This is a genomic window from Enterobacter cloacae complex sp. SYL001 (assembly GCF_049237025.1).
GTDB lineage: Bacteria > Pseudomonadota > Gammaproteobacteria > Enterobacterales > Enterobacteriaceae > Enterobacter > Enterobacter intestinihominis.
On record NZ_JBMKJI010000019.1, the window covers coordinates 13,005 to 31,360 of the forward strand.

19 protein-coding genes are annotated in these 18,356 nt (G+C 56.2%); 10 read left to right on the forward strand and 9 right to left on the reverse strand.

From position 1 onward, the window contains the following. Positions 1-112: 112 nt before the first annotated feature. Positions 113-694 carry a DNA-3-methyladenine glycosylase I gene (tag, locus tag ACOTZP_RS16420; protein WP_022646691.1) on the forward strand — a complete coding sequence of 194 codons (582 nt, stop codon included), beginning with the start codon at positions 113-115 and terminating at the stop codon, positions 692-694. After that, a complete protein-coding gene (locus tag ACOTZP_RS16425; protein WP_022646690.1) occupies positions 672-1,112 on the forward strand; it encodes an N-acetyltransferase in 441 nt (146 codons plus the stop codon). Before tag ends, ACOTZP_RS16425 begins: the two co-directional genes overlap by 23 nt. Here ACOTZP_RS16425 and ACOTZP_RS16430 read toward each other — a convergent pair. Further along, a complete protein-coding gene (locus ACOTZP_RS16430; RefSeq protein WP_271075120.1) occupies positions 1,081-3,450 on the reverse strand; it encodes a molybdopterin guanine dinucleotide-containing S/N-oxide reductase in 2,370 nt (789 codons plus the stop codon). The two genes, ACOTZP_RS16425 and ACOTZP_RS16430, sit on opposite strands and share 32 nt — an antisense overlap. A gap of 122 nt (positions 3,451-3,572) precedes the next feature. Here ACOTZP_RS16430 and ACOTZP_RS16435 point away from each other — a divergent pair, with 122 nt between their 5' ends. The 6 genes from ACOTZP_RS16435 (at position 3,573) to ghrB (ending at position 9,602) form a co-directional block, all read left to right on the forward strand. Then, on the forward strand, positions 3,573-4,235 hold the full coding sequence (locus tag ACOTZP_RS16435; protein ID WP_022646688.1) for an OmpA family lipoprotein: 663 nt from the start codon (positions 3,573-3,575) through the stop codon (positions 4,233-4,235). A gap of 157 nt (positions 4,236-4,392) precedes the next feature. Beyond that, positions 4,393-5,409 (forward strand): LacI family DNA-binding transcriptional regulator, encoded by a 1,017-nt coding sequence (locus ACOTZP_RS16440; RefSeq protein WP_157506477.1) that lies wholly within the window; start codon positions 4,393-4,395, stop codon positions 5,407-5,409. A 102-nt stretch (positions 5,410-5,511) separates the two neighbouring features. Beyond that, positions 5,512-6,261 carry a sugar phosphate isomerase/epimerase family protein gene (locus ACOTZP_RS16445; RefSeq protein WP_023305240.1) on the forward strand — a complete coding sequence of 250 codons (750 nt, stop codon included), beginning with the start codon at positions 5,512-5,514 and terminating at the stop codon, positions 6,259-6,261. A 3-nt stretch (positions 6,262-6,264) separates the two neighbouring features. Then, on the forward strand, positions 6,265-7,203 hold the full coding sequence (locus ACOTZP_RS16450) for a sugar kinase (RefSeq protein WP_023305239.1): 939 nt from the start codon (positions 6,265-6,267) through the stop codon (positions 7,201-7,203). 117 nt (positions 7,204-7,320) lie between these two features. Then, complete coding sequence (locus tag ACOTZP_RS16455; RefSeq protein ID WP_001089079.1) at positions 7,321-8,601, forward strand: MFS transporter; 1,281 nt, start codon at positions 7,321-7,323, stop codon at positions 8,599-8,601. A gap of 26 nt (positions 8,602-8,627) precedes the next feature. Then, a complete protein-coding gene (gene ghrB, locus ACOTZP_RS16460; RefSeq protein ID WP_022646684.1) occupies positions 8,628-9,602 on the forward strand; it encodes a glyoxylate/hydroxypyruvate reductase GhrB in 975 nt (324 codons plus the stop codon). Positions 9,603-9,660: 58 nt separating this feature from the next. Here ghrB and cspE read toward each other — a convergent pair whose 3' ends face one another. Together cspE and ACOTZP_RS16470 are read right to left on the reverse strand one after the other, a co-directional pair. Beyond that, positions 9,661-9,873, reverse strand: coding sequence for a transcription antiterminator/RNA stability regulator CspE (gene cspE / locus ACOTZP_RS16465; protein ID WP_003860775.1), 213 nt, complete (start codon positions 9,871-9,873; stop codon positions 9,661-9,663). Positions 9,874-10,116: 243 nt separating this feature from the next. Continuing rightward, entirely contained in the window at positions 10,117-10,827 is a 711-nt protein-coding gene (locus tag ACOTZP_RS16470; protein WP_023299059.1) for a DUF3053 domain-containing protein, read from the reverse strand. A gap of 330 nt (positions 10,828-11,157) precedes the next feature. Between ACOTZP_RS16470 and ACOTZP_RS16475 the strand changes: the two genes are divergently transcribed. Next, complete coding sequence (locus ACOTZP_RS16475) at positions 11,158-11,445, forward strand: HTH-type transcriptional regulator (protein ID WP_003860776.1); 288 nt, start codon at positions 11,158-11,160, stop codon at positions 11,443-11,445. A 38-nt stretch (positions 11,446-11,483) separates the two neighbouring features. Here ACOTZP_RS16475 and ACOTZP_RS16480 read toward each other — a convergent pair whose 3' ends face one another. From ACOTZP_RS16480 to ubiD, 3 genes are all read right to left on the reverse strand, one after another. Beyond that, positions 11,484-13,103: an ABC-F family ATP-binding cassette domain-containing protein gene (locus tag ACOTZP_RS16480; protein ID WP_063150574.1), complete on the reverse strand. Its 1,620-nt coding sequence runs from the start codon at positions 13,101-13,103 to the stop codon at positions 11,484-11,486. 216 nt (positions 13,104-13,319) lie between these two features. Next, the gene (fre, locus tag ACOTZP_RS16485; protein ID WP_003860778.1) at positions 13,320-14,021 is read right to left on the reverse strand and encodes an NAD(P)H-flavin reductase; all 702 of its coding nucleotides are present in this window, start codon (positions 14,019-14,021) and stop codon (positions 13,320-13,322) included. Between the two features lie 39 nt (positions 14,022-14,060). Next, positions 14,061-15,554: a 4-hydroxy-3-polyprenylbenzoate decarboxylase gene (gene ubiD, locus ACOTZP_RS16490; protein WP_088581798.1), complete on the reverse strand. Its 1,494-nt coding sequence runs from the start codon at positions 15,552-15,554 to the stop codon at positions 14,061-14,063. Between the two features lie 172 nt (positions 15,555-15,726). On the opposite strand from ubiD, the gene rfaH reads away from it, so the two are divergent. Next, complete coding sequence (gene rfaH / locus ACOTZP_RS16495) at positions 15,727-16,218, forward strand: transcription/translation regulatory transformer protein RfaH (RefSeq protein ID WP_032626529.1); 492 nt, start codon at positions 15,727-15,729, stop codon at positions 16,216-16,218. On the opposite strand, the gene tatD is transcribed toward rfaH, so the two are convergent. Genes tatD through tatB form a run of 3 tightly spaced genes read right to left on the reverse strand, consistent with a single transcriptional unit; the run spans position 16,215 to position 18,354 of the window. Continuing rightward, entirely contained in the window at positions 16,215-16,997 is a 783-nt protein-coding gene (tatD, locus tag ACOTZP_RS16500) for a 3'-5' ssDNA/RNA exonuclease TatD (RefSeq protein ID WP_199126570.1), read from the reverse strand. The genes rfaH and tatD overlap by 4 nt on opposite strands. A 41-nt stretch (positions 16,998-17,038) precedes the next feature. Beyond that, positions 17,039-17,809 carry a Sec-independent protein translocase subunit TatC gene (gene tatC / locus ACOTZP_RS16505; protein ID WP_022646678.1) on the reverse strand — a complete coding sequence of 257 codons (771 nt, stop codon included), beginning with the start codon at positions 17,807-17,809 and terminating at the stop codon, positions 17,039-17,041. 2 nt (positions 17,810-17,811) lie between these two features. Next, positions 17,812-18,354 carry a Sec-independent protein translocase protein TatB gene (gene tatB / locus ACOTZP_RS16510; protein WP_022646677.1) on the reverse strand — a complete coding sequence of 181 codons (543 nt, stop codon included), beginning with the start codon at positions 18,352-18,354 and terminating at the stop codon, positions 17,812-17,814. Positions 18,355-18,356: the final 2 nt, after the last annotated feature.

An 18,356-nucleotide genomic window follows, 5' to 3' on the forward strand; every position in this document is an offset into this window, starting at 1 on the left:
GAAGAGGTATTAGGGCGTATAGCCCTGTATTAACTATTGTCTCTTTAGCAAACACGTCAAGCCGGGCAGATTGAAATTTTTGCGTTTACCGTATCAGGAAGGGAGATGACCTATGCAACGTTGCGGCTGGGTAAGCCAGGATCAGCTTTATATCGATTATCACGACAAGGAATGGGGCGTGCCGGAAACCGACGGTAAAAAACTGTTTGAAATGATTTGCCTTGAAGGCCAGCAGGCCGGGCTGTCGTGGATCACCGTTCTGAAAAAGCGTGAGAACTATCGCAAGGCCTTCCACCATTTCGATCCGGTTGCGGTGGCCGCCATGACCGACGAAGACGTGGAAAGGCTGGTTCTGGATACCGGTATCATCCGCCATCGCGGTAAAATTCAGGCCATTATTGGTAACGCGCGTGCTTATCTGGCGATGGAGCAAAACGGCGAACCCTTCTCAGCTTTTGTCTGGTCGTTTGTGGATAACGAGCCGAAGGTGACGCAGGCCGCCACGCTTGCAGAGATCCCAACGTCGACCCCCGCCTCAGATGCCCTGTCAAAAGCGCTGAAAAAACGCGGCTTTAAGTTTGTGGGCACCACCATCTGCTACTCCTTTATGCAGGCCTGCGGGCTCGTAAATGACCACATTAAGGGCTGCTTCTGCCACCCGGAGGGCCACCATGATCCGCAAATGGCAAAGTGAGGATACCGCTCCGCTTTTGAGTCTGTGGCTGGAGAGCACCACCGAGGCGCATCCGTTTATCGACGCAAGTTACTGGCAAGCGAATGAAGCGGTAGTGCGGGATGATTACCTTCCCGCCGCCGAGACCTGGGTCTGGGAGGAAAACGGTACCCTGTGCGGTTTTATCAGTGTCATGCAGTTCCAGTTTGTGGGGGCGTTGTTTGTCGCCCCGGCGTTCATCGGAAGGGGGATCGGGCGTGCGCTGCTGAACTATGTTCAGCAGCACTACCCGTATTTAACCCTGGAGGTGTATCAGAAAAACGTGCGGGCGGTGAATTTCTATCATGCTCAGGGTTTTCGCATCGAAGACAGCGCCTGGCAGGATGATACCCAACACCCGACGTGGATCATGAGCTGGCAGGCGGATCAAATGCCGTAAGGGAAAGCGCCGGCCCCTCATATTTCTCTACCCATGCCAGCGCCGTATTCCCCGCACAGCCGTTCCCCAGCTTCGAGCTGGGGAGATCTTTGGTCAGCACGTTTACGGCGCCGTTCTTACAAATACCGCCCTCGTCCAGCGCCAGATCCGGCCATGCTCCCTGATGAATGCAGAACACGCCTGGGCGGATCCCGTCACTCACCACGGCGCCAGCCAGCACCTGCCCGCGTGCGTTCCAGACGCGAACGAGATCGCCGTCGTTAATCCCCCGCGCCTTTGCATCGTCGCTATTCAGCGCGATCGGCTCACGACCCGCCACCGCATACTGCTCGCGCAGAGCCGAATAGTTGAGCTGGCTGTGCAGACGATGGGCAGGATGGGCAGACAGCAGCTGAAGCTGCCCCGGCTGCGCATTGCCATGCCATTCGTCCGGCTCCAGCCACGCCGGGTGCGGCGGGCAGTCCGCGTAGCCAAAGCTGGCGATGCGCTCGCTGTGGATCACAATCTTCCCGCTTTCGGTTTTTAACGGGTGATTCTCCGGATCGCGACGGAAGTCAGCAAAGCGCACAAACCGCGCGTTCTGCTCGCTTTCCGGCATTTCGAAGAGTTGATTCGCCTCCCAGAACTCAGCAAATGGCGGCAGCGTCACGCCCTGCGCAGCCCCGCGCTGGCAGGCAATCTGGTAAAACGTTTCCAGCCATTGCAGATCCGTTTTGCCCTCGGTGAAACGCTCCCGTCCGCCCGCTTCCCATAATTCACTCAGGTCAGCAAAGACGTCATAATCATCCCGCGCTTCATCCCGGGGAGCCACGACGCGCTTCATCGGTACCATATGCTGGTTGCTGTAATCCCCCGTCATGGTGAGATCGTTACGCTCGAACGAGGTCGTGGCGGGCAAAACGATATCGGCATGTTTCGCTGACGCGGTCCAGAAGCACTCCGAGATCACCACCAGCTCCGGTTTCTGCCAGGCGCGGATCAGGCGGTTGGTATCCTGGTGATGGGTGAAGTTGGCCCCACCCGCCCACCAGACAAACTTAATATCCGGGAAATGGCGATCCTGACCGTTGTGCTGATAAAACCCGCCGGGGTTCTCCAGAGCTTCAACAATGCGTGCCACCGGAATTTTATCCACAGCGTCCACGCCACCCTGCACCGAGCCCTGCATGGACGCCAGCACCGCCGCTTTACGCGTCGGGTTGCCGCCGTTGGCAAAGTGATAGGAAAGGCCAAAACCGCCGCCGGGTGTGCCAATCTGCCCAAGCATCGCGGCGAGCGTCACCAGCATCCAGTGCTTCTGCTCGCCAAACTGCTGGCGCTGCATCCCCCATCCGGACATGAGCATCGTGACATGGCTATGGAATAACGCTGCCAGTTCGCGGATTTTAGCGGCATCAACGCCGCAAATCGCCGCAGCCCACTCTGCGGTTTTGGCGATACCATCGGTTTTGCCCGTCAGATAGTCGGCAAATTTATCGAACCCCGTTGTGCAGCGCGTCAGAAATTCCGTGTCGTGCCAGCCGTTCTCCACCAGGGTGTGGGCGATACCCAGCATCATCGCCACGTCGGTGCCCATATGCGGCGCGATCCACTCGGCGCTGTCGCCGAAGAAATCAAGCGTTTCAGAACGCATCGGATCGATACAGATGATGCGCTTGCCGCTTTTGCGCAGCGCATCGAAGTAGGAAACGCCCTGCTCGTCGGACGCATTCCAGGCAATTTTAAGGGTATTGAGCGGGTTGGCGCTCCACAGCACCACCACTTCTGTATGCTCCAGCACCAGCGGCCAGCTGGTCTGCTGCTGATAAACCTCATTCCCGCCCACGACATACGGCATGATCGCCTGCGCCGCGCCGGTCGAGTAATCACCCAGATGGCCGGTATATCCTCCGGCCAGGCTCATATAGCGTTGCAGCAGGGTTGCGGCCTTATGCAGCACGCCGTTTGAGCGCCAGCCATAGGAGCCGGCAAAAATGGACGACGGGCCATAGCTGTCGCGGATGCGTTTATGCTGCGTATGGATCAGCGCCAGGGCATCGTCCCAGCTCACGCGCACGAACTCATCCTGCCCGCGAATACCTTGCGGTTTATCCGGTGACGCCAGAAAGCCTTTACGCACCATCGGCCAGCGTACGCGAGTTTTGCTATGTACCTGATCGCGAACGACGGTCTGTAAAGAGTTGAGATGGCGCGAAGGCAAAGCCCCGCGAGACGACAGCACGGTGTCGCCATCGGTTTCGACCAGCATCGGCCCCCAGTGGGCGGCGGTCAGAATGGTTTTTGTTGAGGTGCTCAAAGCGTGCGCTCCTGGTTGCGTGCAGGTATGACGGCCTTTCATTGAGGCAGTTTATCGTTTGTGACAAATTTCAGAGTTATATACTGAATTTTCTCCGTATTCGGACGTCATAATCCACTGCCACGTCCGTCGTGGCAAAGAATAAAAAGGATTAAGGAAATAAGATGAAAAAACGCGTACTCGTTATTGCCGCTCTGGTGAGCGGTGCTCTGGCTGTTTCAGGCTGCACAACCAACCCTTACACCGGCGAACGCGAAGCGGGTAAATCCGGCATTGGCGCGGGTATTGGTTCCCTGGTGGGCGCTGGCGTTGGCGCACTCTCCTCCTCCAAGAAAGATCGCGGTAAAGGTGCGCTGATTGGCGCAGCGGCAGGCGCAGCCCTGGGCGGCGGCGTGGGTTATTACATGGATGTGCAGGAAGCAAAACTCCGTGACAAAATGAAAGGTACAGGCGTGAGCGTGACGCGCAGCGGTGACAACATCATCCTGAACATGCCAAACAACGTGACCTTTGACAGCAGCAGCGCGACGCTGAAACCCGCAGGCGCGAACACCCTGACCGGCGTGGCCGCGGTGCTGAAAGAGTACAACAAAACTGCCGTGAACGTGATTGGCTACACCGACAGTACCGGCAGCCAGGATCTGAACATGCGTCTGTCGCAGCAGCGTGCCGATTCCGTGGCCAGCTCGCTGATCACCCAGGGCGTAGAAGCGAACCGCATCCGCACCAGCGGCATGGGTCCGGCTAACCCGATCGCCAGCAACAGCACGGCGGAAGGCAAAGCGCAGAACCGCCGCGTTGAGATTACGTTGAGCCCTGTGCAGTAGGTAAAAGCAAAACGGCAACCCTGTTGCCGTTTTAGTGTTTGCGCCCTCTCCCGTGGGAGAGGGTTGGGGTGAGGGCATCAGACCGCCACCCGGCAAATTGCTTGATTCGTCAGATTTTCCCGCTAAGGTATTCTCACTAATTTCAGGGAAATCAGCGATGAGCAAACCAACCCGGGCCACCATCAGCGACGTGGCGAAAGCCGCCAAAACCGGTAAAACCAGCATTTCACGCTACCTCAACGGCGAGAAACACCTGCTTTCCGATGCACTGCTGGCGCGAATTGAACAGGCCATTGCCGATCTCAACTACCGTCCCAGCCTGATGGCGCGCGGCCTCAAGCGGGGTCGTACCCGTCTGATTGGCCTCATCATCGCCGATATCACCAACCCTTACTCCGTTAACGTCCTCAGCGGCATTGAGGCGGCGTGCCGTGAGAAAGGCTTTACCCCGCTGGTCTGTAACACCAATAACGAAGTTGATCAGGAGTTGCACTACCTCGATCTGCTGCGCAGCTATCAGGTGGAAGGGATCGTGGTCAATGCCGTCGGGATGCGCGAAGAGGGACTAAATCGCCTGCAACAATCGTCGCTGCCGATGGTGCTTATTGACCGCAAAATCCCGGAATTTGCCTGCGATGTGGTCGGGCTGGATAACACCCAGGCGGCCACCACTGCCACCGAACATCTGATTGAACAGGGTTTCGAAGCCATTTTGTTCCTGAGCGAACCGCTGGGTATGGTTAACACCCGCCGCGACCGCCTGGCTGCATTTCGTGCCACGCTGGCGCGTTATCCCGGTGTGATCGCCGAAAATGCCGAAATCTCCCTCCATGAAGCCGATCAGCTGGATAATACCCTGCGCCAGTTCCATACCCGCCATCGGGGTATGCGCAAAGCGGTGATCTCCGCGAACGGGGCGCTGACGCTTCAGGTTGCCCGCTCGCTTAAACGCATTGGCCTGCACTGGGGCAGCGACATCGGCTTACTCGGCTTTGATGAACTGGAGTGGGCTGAACTTGCTGGCGTAGGCATTACCACCCTCAAACAACCCACCTGGCAGATCGGCTATGCCGCGGTTGAACAAGTGGTTCGCCGCATTGAAGGCACCCGCGACGCCGTACGCGAGCAGGTTTTTTCTGGCGAGCTGATCGTTCGCGGCTCTACTGCCCGTTAATTTCCCCTTCGTGACAGCGATCATAAATTCAGCATCCCGATCTTTTCTTTGGAACCGGTTCCATCTAGCGTAATACTATCGATTACGCCCTGGAGTCAGGAAATGAGCAGGAAAATTATGGTGGTCACCGCCGCGTATGGCGCGGATCAGGTGCGACAAGCAGGCGGTCAACGGGCGATGCTTCCCGTTATTGCCGGCGCAGGGGCTGATGGCGTTGAAATCCGCCGCGAGCTCTTCAGCAGCGACGAGTTAATGGCCCTGCCTGCGCTCGGCGAGTCCATTGAACTGCTGGGTTTACTGGCGTGCTACTCCGCCCCGGCCCCCCTGTTTATGCCCGATGGAACCCTCAACCCGGATCTTCCGCGCTACCTTAGCGAAGCCAGCACCCTGAACGCCCTGTGGCTTAAAGTCTCGCTGGGCCATTTCAGCGACAAACAACCGCTTGAAGCCCTGCGCGTACTGCTGGATGAAAGCGGCATGACGCTGGTGGTGGAAAACGACCAGACCGACTGCGGTCAGCTCGCTCCGATGCAGCGCTTCAAAGCTGCCTGCCGGGTAATGGCGCTGCCGGTCACGCTGACGTTCGATATGGGCAACTGGCTGTGGGTTGGCGACTCCCCGGAAGAGGCTGCACGTCAGTTGGCTCCCGCCGTGAGCTACATTCATGTGAAGGCCGCGGTCCCGCATAAGGCGCAATTCCGCGCCGTCGCGCCGGATCAGACCGATTCTCGCTGGCGGGATCTGCTTAATCAACTCCCTGCCGATGCGCCACGCGGTATCGAATTTCCGCTGGAAGGGACGGATCTCACCGCCGTCACCCGCCATTACGTCAACCTGCTGCGCGAGGAGTAGACCATGCACAAGACGCTGGATGTCATCACCATCGGCGAGGCCATGGCGATGTTTGTCGCCACCGAAACAGGCGAGCTGAGCGCAGTGGAGCACTTTATCAAACGCGTTGCAGGTGCTGAGCTGAATGTTGCTACCGGCCTTGCGCGGCTGGGGCTGAATGTTGGCTGGGTAAGCCGCGTGGGAAATGACAGCTTTGGCCATTTCGTACTCGACTCGCTGAAAAAAGAGGGCATTGATGCCGCAGGCGTGACCCTCGACGGACGCTTCCCGACGGGCTTTCAGCTGAAATCTAAAGTTGAAAATGGAACCGATCCCATCGTGGAGTATTTCCGTAAAGGCTCAGCGGCAAGCCATCTCTCCGTGGATGATTATCACGCCGCGTATTTCTCCTCCGCGCGTCACCTGCACCTGAGCGGCGTGGCGGCGGCACTCTCGGCCAGTTCGTACGATTTACTCGATCATGCCGCTTCGGCAATGAAAGCGCAGGGCAAAACGATCTCCTTTGATCCAAACCTGCGTCCGGTGCTGTGGAAAAGCGAAGCGGAGATGGTTGAGAAACTCAACCGACTGGCGTTTCAGGCGGACTGGGTACTGCCGGGGGTAAAAGAGGGAATGATCCTCACTGGCGAGAGCACGCCGGAAGGCATTGCTGATTTTTACCTCAACAAAGGAGTAAAAGCCGTGGTGCTGAAAACCGGTGCTGACGGTGCATGGTTCAAAACTGCCGACGGCGAGCAAGGCGCCGTCGCTGCGGTAAAAGTCGATAACGTGGTCGATACCGTGGGTGCGGGCGATGGGTTTGCCGTCGGGATCATCAGCGCCCTGCTGGAGGGCAAACCGCTGTCGCAGGCCGTGGCGCGAGGCAACAAAATTGGTTCGCTGGCGATTCAGGTGCAGGGCGACAGCGAAGGATTACCAACACGAGCAGAGCTCGGAGTCTGAATTCCCTCTCCCTGTGGGAGAGGGCCAGGGTGAGGGCAGCAATCCGCACCAGATACTTAAGCCACCGTGTACCCTACAGACAACGGCGGCAACAACCTCAACAACAGAGGCAAGCCTATGAACAGTTCGACCAATGCAGTAAAACGCTGGTGGTACATCATGCCAATCGTGTTTATCACGTACAGCCTGGCGTACCTGGATCGTGCCAACTTCAGTTTTGCATCCGCCGCCGGGATCAACGAAGACCTCGGGATCACCAAAGGGGTTTCCTCCCTGCTGGGCGCCCTCTTCTTCCTGGGTTATTTCTTCTTCCAGATCCCCGGCGCGATTTACGCTGAACGCCGCAGCGTGCGAAAGCTCATTTTCATCTGCCTGATCTTATGGGGTGCATGTGCATCGCTGACTGGCGTGGTGAATAATATTCCTGCTCTGGCGGCTATTCGCTTTATTCTCGGCGTGGTTGAGGCGGCCGTCATGCCAGCAATGCTGATTTACATCAGCAACTGGTTCACAAAATCTGAGCGTTCACGTGCCAATACGTTCCTGATACTCGGTAACCCGGTCACCGTGCTGTGGATGTCGGTGGTTTCCGGCTATCTGATCCAGTCCTTCGGCTGGCGCGAGATGTTCATCATCGAAGGGGTTCCCGCGATTATCTGGGCCTTCTGCTGGTGGGTGCTGGTGAAAGATAAGCCAGCCCAGGCAAAATGGCTTTCTGAAGACGAAAAAGCCGCACTCCAGGCGCAGCTGGATAAAGAGCAGCAGGGGCTGAAAGCGGTACGTAACTACGGCGAAGCCTTCCGCTCCCGGAACGTTATTCTGCTATGCGCACAGTATTTTACCTGGAGTATTGGCGTGTACGGCTTTGTTCTGTGGCTGCCGTCGATTATCCGCAGCGGCGGTGAAAACCTTGGCATGGTGGAAGTGGGCTGGCTGTCATCAGTGCCTTACCTGGCTGCAACCATCGCGATGATTATCGTCTCCTGGGCATCGGACAAGCTGCAAAACCGTAAGCTGTTCGTCTGGCCACTCCTGCTGATCGCTGCTTTTGCCTTCATTGGTTCCTGGGCCGTAGGCGCGAACCACTTCTGGGCCTCGTATACGCTGCTGGTGATTGCGGGTGCGGCCATGTATGCCCCCTATGGTCCGTTCTTTGCCATCATCCCGGAAATGCTGCCGCGTAACGTCGCAGGGGGCGCGATGGCGCTGATCAACAGTATGGGTGCGCTGGGTTCGTTCTTTGGCTCGTGGTTTGTGGGCTATCTGAACGGCGCCACCGGCAGCCCTTCAGCTTCTTACATCTTTATGGGGGTGGCGCTTTTTGCCTCGGTATGGCTTACTCTGATCGTTAAGCCTGCTAATAATCAACAGCTACCCGTCGGCGCACGCCACGCCTGAATCCTTTTAAATCAACGGAGATTAGCATGAAGCCGTCCGTCATTTTGTACAAAGCACTGCCTGAAGATCTGCAAAAACGCCTGGAGGAACACTTTACCGTTACCCGGGTAAAGAACCTCAGCCCGCAAACCGTGGCACAGCACGCCGACGCGTTTGCCTGCGCCGAGGGCCTGCTGGGTTCAAGCGAAAAGGTGGATGCAGCGCTACTGGAGAAAATGCCGAAGCTTCGTGCAACCTCAACCGTTTCTGTGGGCTACGACAATTTCGACGTGGATGCGCTTAACGCGCGCAACATCCTGCTGATGCACACGCCACATGCTCTGACGGAAACCGTCGCCGACACGCTGATGGCGCTGGTGCTCAGCACTGCTCGTCGCGTGGTGGAAGTTGCTGAGCGCGTGAAAGCGGGCGAATGGACCAAAAGCATTGGCCCGGACTGGTTCGGCGTGGACGTACATGGCAAAACGCTGGGGATTGTTGGGATGGGCCGTATCGGTCTGGCGCTGGCACAGCGCGCCCATTTCGGCTTCAACATGCCCATTCTGTATAATGCACGCCGTCATCACGCTGAAGCTGAAGAACGTTTCAACGCCCGTTACTGCGAGCTTGATACGTTGTTGCAGGAAGCCGACTTTGTCTGCCTGATCCTGCCGCTGACGGATGAAACGCGTCATCTCATCGGCAGGGCGGCGTTTGAAAAGATGAAGAAATCGGCCATTTTCATCAACGCAGGTCGCGGCCCGGTGGTCGATGAGAAGGCGCTGATTGAGGCACTGCAAAACGGTGAGATCCACGCCGCCGGTCTGGACGTGTTTGAACAGGAGCCACTGCCGGTGGATTCTCCGCTACTGAACATGCCAAACGTCGTCGCCCTGCCCCACATCGGCTCTGCCACTCACGAAACACGCTACAACATGGCGGCGACCGCCGTGGATAACCTGATTGCCGCGCTCGGCGGTAAAGTGGATAAGAACTGCGTTAACCCGCAGATACAACAGTAGAAACGAAAAAACCCGCCAGAAGGCGGGTTTTTGAATTTTGTGCTACTGGGTTGGAAGCTTACAGGCTTACAACGTTACCAGCTGCTGGGCCTTTAGCGCCGCTTTCGATGGTGAAGGAAACTTTCTGACCTTCATCCAGAGATTTGTAGCCATCGTTCTGGATAGCAGAGAAGTGTACGAACACGTCTTTAGAGCCATCGTCAGGAGTGATGAAGCCGAAACCTTTATCAGCGTTGAACCATTTTACCAGACCAGTCATTTTAGCAGACATAGAAATTACCTTATTAACAAATATATTGTGCCTTCCGGCTTGATGGATTGCGTTACAGATTTTTAAGCGATGAAGGAAGGGTCACTACGAAGGGTATCTATGGATAACAATCTGGACTGCTTTACTAAACTGCTTTAGGTCTGTGTAACAAACCGACGAAGATAGTTATACCGATATGGTAGAAGAATGACAAGCGTTATTTTCATCATGCATAAAAAAACCCCGCCGAAGCGGGGGTTTTTCTTATTCCGTTGCAGCGACCGCTGCGCTCCAGGCCTGGCTAAAGGCCTGATGCTGGGACGCCAGCGGCCCTATCAGCGTATTGTACTGACTCGCCTGCTGGGAGGTCGGGAACTGGATACCGTTAGAGACGAAGCTCACCTGCGTACCCTGCTCATTAATAAAGTCACCCACCTGAACCAGCTGCTGAGTAAAGACTTGCGCCGCCGGGATCAGTGGTTGCAAGGCGTTTGACGGCTTGGTCACGACTTTCTCATACACCTGGTCATAAACCGGCTTGAGATCCTCGTCCTGCTTCAACGCGGAGCGCGACGCATCAGCCTGCATTTTGGCATTTTGCAACTGCTGGCTCAGCACCCCAAGGGCGCCGTTGGACTGGCGCAGCGGTTCGCGCTGGGTCATATAATCCTGTGGAACGCGAATGGCATTGACGCTATCCACGACCGGGCGAATGCCCGAATCCATCGCCTGGCTTACCTGCTGTGAATAGCCATACAGAATGGCGTAATCCGACACGAATGGACCAAACTGTTTTTTCTGATCCGCAGTCAGCGTTGGTAAACGCTCGCCGCTACGCATCACTGTATTCTGTAAAAAATCGATAAACGCTTTGCGCTGATCGCCTTCTTTATCGAAACACCCACTCAGGCTAACAACCATCAACAACGCCGCAATAGGCGCAAACCAGCGAGAGCAGGACTTTCCTGTCGCCATTTTATTACTCCTTTCACCCAAAAAGCGCACACCGGCACACGCGTGCCCAACGCTGACAAGGATAGTCCAGGTCAGCCTTGCAAGATAGAGTTTTCATGCAAAACGGGTATTGCCGTTTTTGTACTGACTATTTACAAAAAAATACCTGTGCATCCCTACATATGATTAATCAGGTAATTAGCATAACTATCCATATAGCTGAAACGGGTAAAGCGATCGTTATCGCACAATTAATCACAACCGTGACGATCCTGTGTTTGGTTTAAGGACTATTCTTAACATGCTCTCTGATGTTCATGATCCCGATGTGTGATTTATGAGGAGTTCTCAATGGAATTAAAAGATCCTGAGTTTGAGCTGCTGAGCAGCCTGGAACAGATTATTTTTAAAGATGTACCGCCGACAGTTACCCTGAATCAAAAGTCCAATCCTTTTAGTGAATTTGAGCGTTTACGCAAAGGGTCGGGCCTGAAAACAGATGAATTCGCAAGAGCGATGGGTGTCAGCGTAGCGATGGTGCTGGAGTGGGAGTCAAAGCGTGAAAAACCTACCCCAGCCGAGCTAAAGCTGATGCGCCTGATACAGGCAAACCCTGACCTTCGCAAGCAGTTAGCCTGATAAAGTTTGTTTGCCCCCGCCCTTGCGGGGGCTTGTGTTTAGAGGCTTTCACATCGCCATCCCGACTCTTCCCACACCAGCTCATGCGTCAGCTTTAATCCTGCTAAAAACGCTTCATCGTGCGACACCACCAGCAGCGCGCCGGGATAATCGGCCAGGGCCGCTTCAATGGCCTGAACGGAAGCCAGATCGAGGTGGTTGGTCGGCTCATCCAGAAGCAACAGCTGCGTTGCCGCTTCACGCCACAATACGCAGGCTAGCGCGGCCTTCAGGCGCTCGCCGCCGCTTAGATCGGCCAGTGGAAGTGTCACTTTCTCCGCGCCCAGCTGAAGCTGCGCTAAACGGGTACGCAGCGCCCCCTCTTCGAGCGGCGTATTGCCCAGGCTAAGGTGTGTCATCACCGACTGCGACAGATCCAGCCGGGAAAGATGCTGATCGAGATAAGCACATCTGACGGAGACCTTACAGGTTCCCGTAACAGGGGCGGTTTCGCCCAACATCACTTTCAACAGCGTGGATTTCCCACAGCCGTTCGGCCCGCGTAGCGCCACGCGCATCGGGCCATCCATTCGCCAGTTTATCGGGGAGACAGGCACGTGCGGAAGCACCAGTTCTTCCAGCACCAGCACCTGTTTTCCCTCCGGGATTTCACTGCCCGGCAGGGTAAACATCACCGCGTTATCCTCTTCAACCCGCTCGCGTGCCTGGTTAACCGCAGCGTTCAGGGCATGATTTTGATCGCTATGCTTTTTTTTCCAGGAACCAATCCGCTCTTTCGCCGCCCCTTTGTATTTGACCCGTTCAAACGAGGCGATGTTAAGGCTGTCGACCGTGCGAAGCGTTTTGGCCGAACGACGCTGGCTGTCGTCATGCTCTTTATGCATACGGGCGCGGGTACGCTTGCGTTCGGTGGCAGCATGCTCCAGCGCGGCGCGGGCAGCCAGTTGCTCAGCATCACGCTGGGTTCGATAGTCAGCATAATTCCCGCCGTAGCTGCGCAAGCCCAACGCGCTCAGTTCAAGGATACGCGGTACCTGGGCCAGCAACTCACGGTCGTGAGAGGCCACCAGCACCCCGCCCTGATACCGGGAAAGCTGCTCGTAGAACCACACGCGGCCTTGCCTGTCGAGGTGGTTGGTCGGTTCGTCCAGCAGCAGGTAATCAGCATCCGCGGTGAATGCGCCGCACAGCAAGGCACGAATGCGCTCGCCGCCGCTTAGCTCTGCCGCGCGTTTGTTCGGCTCAAAAGAGGGAAGTTTTGCAGCGATAAAAGCCTGGCTTAGCCGTTCAGCCAGATCCCAGTAACCATCGAGCGTGTCGAGATCGTCGGGTTCATAATGACCGCCGTCGATGCGCGTGCGCGCCGCAAAGATCGCGTCGTAACCAAGCAGTCCGGCAAGAGTCGTATCCGCAGAAATATCCTGCTGCTGCGCCACATAGACGTGTGAACCAAAGCGCTCAACGTGACCGCTGGCGGGTTCATCAACCCCTGCCAGCAGACGCAGAAGGCGTGTTTTACCGCTGCCGTTGCGGCCAACCAGCGCACACACTGACGCATCCAGAGAAAGATTCAGTGGACCAAAAAGGATATCGCCCGTCGCAAACTGACAGGTGACCTGATGCAAAATAAAAGAGGGGGATTGCGCAAAATGAGCCATAAGCACTCCTGAATGAAATCAAAACATCCCCTGCCGACGCGATGCGTTGAGCAAGGATCGAAATTCATCAGTCGTGTTTGTTCATTTTTGGGGGGCGCTCCTGAGGGCGAAATTTAACGGGAACAAGAATAACGGCAATGCGCCGCCCATTTCAAGGTTAAATTTTCACCAGCGCTATTGCCCGAGCGTAAAAACCCGCCGAAGCGGGTCTCACAATCAGATAAACGCAAACGCATCGCCAAACAGACGATCTTCCCGCGCGTCACGCTCGTTGCAGAACAGGTCGCGGGCAATTTTCGCCATTTCAAAGCGACCGGCAATGTAGATATCGTGCCCGGCCAGCGTTCCGTGATCCTGCAATACCGCAGTCAGCACCGTACCGCTGCGCCCGCGCCAGCCCTCTTCCGGCTGCTCGACAACCGGCTCGATGCGCAGGTTTGGATGATTGACGCTCAGCGCTTCCAGCTCAGACAGATCGTAAAGGTGCTTCTCTTCACGGCCGCCCCAGTAGATGGTGATATCGCGATTTGGATTACGCGCCAGCGCCGTCAACAGAATAGAGCGGACATAGGAGAAGCCTGTACCACCGGCAATCAGGATCAGCGGACGGTCTTCGTCTTCACGCAGCCAGGCCTCGCCATGAGGAATATCGACCACGATTTCACGCTCTTTCAGGATGCGATCCATCACGGCCATCGCGTACAGGTTAAGCTCAGACGCACCAATATGCAGCTCAATAAATTCCTTCTCTGCTGGCGTTGAGGCCATAGAGAAAGGACGCTTATCACGCTCGTCCATCACGACCATCAGGTACTGACCGGCACGGAATGAGAATGCCGCTTCAGGAACCAAACGGACGCGATATACGGTGTCGGTAATAGCATCTACCGACGTCACTTTACAGCTTAAGGTTGTCATTCGCTCTCTCTGTCGGGAAGTCTATAGGGCTAAACGGTCTTATTCTGCCTTACCGTTATTCATTATGGCCAGCTCGTCCCAGATCGCGTCAATTCGCGCGGTCACGGCAGGATCTTTTTCGATCGGGCGACCCCATTCACGGTCGGTTTCGCCAGGCCATTTGTTCGTGGCATCCAGTCCCATTTTTGAACCAAGGCCGGAAACCGGCGAGGCAAAGTCCAGATAATCAATCGGCGTGTTTTCCACTAACACCGTATCACGCGCCGGATCCATACGCGTGGTGATGGCCCAGATGACGTCATTCCAGTCGCGGGCATTGACGTCATCATCGCAGACAATCACAAACTTGGTATACATAAACTGGCGCAGGAAAGACCATACGCCCATCATCACGCGCTTAGCGTGACCGGCATACTGCTTCTTCATCGTCACCACCGCCAGGCGATACGAACACCCTTCCGGCGGCAGATAAAAATCAACAATTTCCGGGAACTGCTTTTGCAGGATCGGCACGAACACTTCGTTCAGCGCCACGCCAAGTACCGCCGGTTCATCCGGTGGACGGCCGGTGTAGGTAGAGTGATAGATGGCATCTTCACGCTGGGTAATGTGCGTGACGGTGAATACCGGGAAGTTATCCACTTCGTTGTAATAGCCGGTGTGGTCGCCGTACGGTCCTTCGGGTGCCAGCTCGCCCTGTTCAATGTAACCTTCCAGCACGATCTCTGCGCTGGCTGGCACTTCCAGGTCATTGGAGATGCACTTCACCACTTCGGTTTTGGTGCCGCGCAGCAGCCCTGCAAAGGCATATTCAGACAGCGTATCAGGAACAGGCGTCACCGCGCCCAGAATGGTTGCCGGATCGGCACCCAGCGCGACGGAAACCGGGAAGCGTTCGCCCGGATGGGCCGCGCACCACTCCTGGAAATCCAGCGCGCCACCGCGGTGGGACAACCAGCGCATGATGAGCTTGTTTTTGCCAATCAGCTGCTGGCGGTAAATGCCGAGGTTTTGACGCTCTTTATGCGGCCCACGCGTCACGGTGAGGCCCCAGGTAATCAGCGGTGCGGCATCTTCAGGCCAGCACTGCATGATGGGAATTTTGGTCAGATCAACTGCATCGCCTTCCAGCACTTTTTGCTGGCATGGCGCGCCGCGCAGGCGTTTGGTGGGCATATTCAACACCTGCTTAAACTGCGGCAGCTTGTCGAACAGGTCGCGGAACCCTTTTGGCGGCTCCGGCTCTTTCAGAAAGGCCAGCAGTTTGCCCACTTCACGCAGCGCCGTGACATCTTCCTGCCCCATGCCCATCGCCACGCGGCGAGGTGTGCCAAACAGGTTGCACAGTACCGGCATAGCGTAGCCTTTTGGGTTTTCAAACAGCAACGCCGGGCCGCCCGCGCGCAGGGTGCGGTCAGCGATTTCTGTCATTTCCAGATACGGATCAACAGGAAGCGTAATGCGTTTGAGTTCGCCCTGCTTTTCCAGCAGCGCCAGGAAGTCGCGTAGATCGTGGTATTTCATGCAGTTAATCATGGCCTCTCTGTAAGCGCTTCATTATACGGCGTAAGACCGCGTGATGCTGTAATTTTGTTAAATTAGCGTGAACTTCCACGACTTACTCTCTTTTTCGCCATTATAATCACCTTAGCGATCCCGCCAGGGTTTTGGTATGCTTGCGCCCCGAACAATGGGAAGAGTGATTATGCAGGCCTGGTATTTACTGTATTGCAAACGTGGGCAACTTCAGCGCGCACAGGAACATCTTGAACGTCAGTCTGTTAACTGCCTGACGCCCGTGATCACGCTTGAAAAAATGCAGCGTGGAAAACGCACGACCGTCAGTGAGCCTCTGTTCCCGAACTATCTGTTCGTTGAGTTCGACCCCGAAGTGATCCACACCACGACGATCAGCGCCACGCGCGGCGTCAGCCATTTTGTACGTTTTGGCGCCCATCCGGCAAGAGTACCGTCATCGGTTATTCATCAGCTCTCTGTCTACCAGCAGCCTGAAGATATTACCGATCCGGAAACCCCTTATGCCGGGGACAGCGTGGTGATCACCGAAGGCGCTTTTGAAGGGTTACAGGCCATCTTCGCTGAACCAGACGGTGAAGCGCGTTCTATGCTGCTGCTCAACCTGCTGAACAAAGAGGTGTTGCAGAGCGTTAAAAACACCGATTTCCGCAAAGTTTAGAACTGCACGCCGAACAGACGACGCACGTTGTCATCGGTTTGGGCTGCCAGCCACTGCGCATCTTCCCCGCGCCAGTACGCCACTCGCTCAGCAATGTGTCCCAGATAAGCCGGTTCGTTACGTCGTGATGCCGGTTTGGGCTGCATATCCCGGGGCAACAGATACGGCGCATCCGTTTCCAGCAACAAACGATCGGCCGGGATTACGGATAACAGCTCGCGCAGCCCCAGCCCACGACGCTCATCGCACACCCAGCCCGTGATACCCAAGTAAAGCCCGCGGTTCAGGCAATCCAGCGCTTCCTGACGGGAGCCCGTAAAGCAGTGCAACACCGCGCCTGGCAGTTTCTCCAGCCAGGGGTCCAGTAGCGCCAGAAAACGTTCATGCGCATCGCGACAGTGCATAAACACCGGCATCCCCAGCTCTGCAGCCAGCGCGAGCTGGGCGGTAAATGCCTTCTCCTGCTCTTCAGGCGTCGAGAAATTACGGTTGAAATCAAGCCCGCATTCGCCAATGGCAACCACTTCTGGCGTAGCCGCCAGACGATGAAGCGCCTCAGCGCTTTCATGCGTCCACTGGCTGCTGTCATGAGGATGCACGCCTGCGGTGGACCAGCAGTGTTGATAGCGTTGCGCCAGCTGCCGTGCCTGCTCACTCTCATGCAGATTTGTTCCCGTCAGTAACAGCCCGTTCACGCCGGCGGCAAAGGCGCGCGCCACCACCTCATCGCGGTCTTTCGCAAACTGGGCGCTGGTCAGGTTAAGCCCGATATCAAACATACGTATCCCCATATGACAACCGCCCTGACGGGCGGTTGGTTTTATTCTTTAGTGGTCTCTTCAGACGGCTCGTCTTCTTCGTCCCGGGTACGCCCCTTTCCGACGTAGAAACGAGCGAAGAATACGCCGACTTCAAACAGGCAGTACATGGGTATGGCCAGTAAGGTTTGCGAGAAGACGTCCGGTGGCGTTAACAGCATACCTACGACAAATGCCCCCACCAGGATGTACGGGCGCTTCTTACGCAGATCATCAGGCGTGGTCACCCCCACCCAGCAGAGCAGGACAATCGCGACGGGCACCTCGAAGGCGACACCAAAGGCCATAAACAGCGCCATAACGAAGCTGAGGTAGCTGGCGATGTCCGTCGACACCTGTACCCCTTCCGGCGCGGTATGCGTCAGGAAGCCGAAGGCCAGCGGGAAGACAACGAAGTAGGCGAACGCCATACCGATATAAAACAGCAGCGAACTGGACACCAGCAGCGGAATAACCAGCTTGCGTTCATGCCTGTACAGCGCGGGTGCCACAAATGCCCAGACCTGATACAAAATGACCGGCGCAGAGGCAATCAACGACACCCAGAAGGTCAGCTTGATCGGGGTAAAGAACGGCGAGGCAACGTCCGTTGCAATCATCGTTGCGCCCAGCGGCATCTGCTTAATCAGCGGTGCGGAAACCACCTGATAGATATCGTTGGCAAAATAGACCAGACATAAAAAAATGAGGAAAACCGCAATAATGCAGTTTAACAGACGCTTACGCAGCTCAATGAGGTGCGTAATCAGCGGTTGAGTATCATCTACTGCCATGTTTACGCTTTATCACTCGACGAGGGGGATGATTCGGAAACGGGCGCGGCGGGTTTTACCTCAGCCGTTTTGACCACGGGCTCTTCCGGCGGCACCTGCTTTTTCACTTCGGGCTCCTGCGGCGATTGCTCTGGCGAAGCAGCCTGATGCTCCGCGCTGGAAGGCGTTACACCCTCGCGCTGCTCTTCGCTGCCCTTCACCACCGGATTATGGATGGTGTTTGCTTCATCACTCGCCTTCTCAGGATCGTTAACGCTGTATGAGCGCTTCATGGATTCAGCCGCTTCGCGCAACTCATCCATGGATGCTTTCAGCTCCGGCGTCAGGTTGTCCATGCTCGCCTTTTCAACCTTTTTCAGGCTGTCCTGAAATTCCTGAAGCTTCAGCTCCTGCGCCAGCTCGTTCTGCACGGTCGTTGCCAGCGAACGGAGCGCACGCACCCAGCCCACGACAGTTTTTACCGCAACGGGTAAACGCTGCGGCCCCAGCACAATCAAACCAATCACAAAGACCAGCAGTAACTCACCAAAACCAATGTCGAACACGA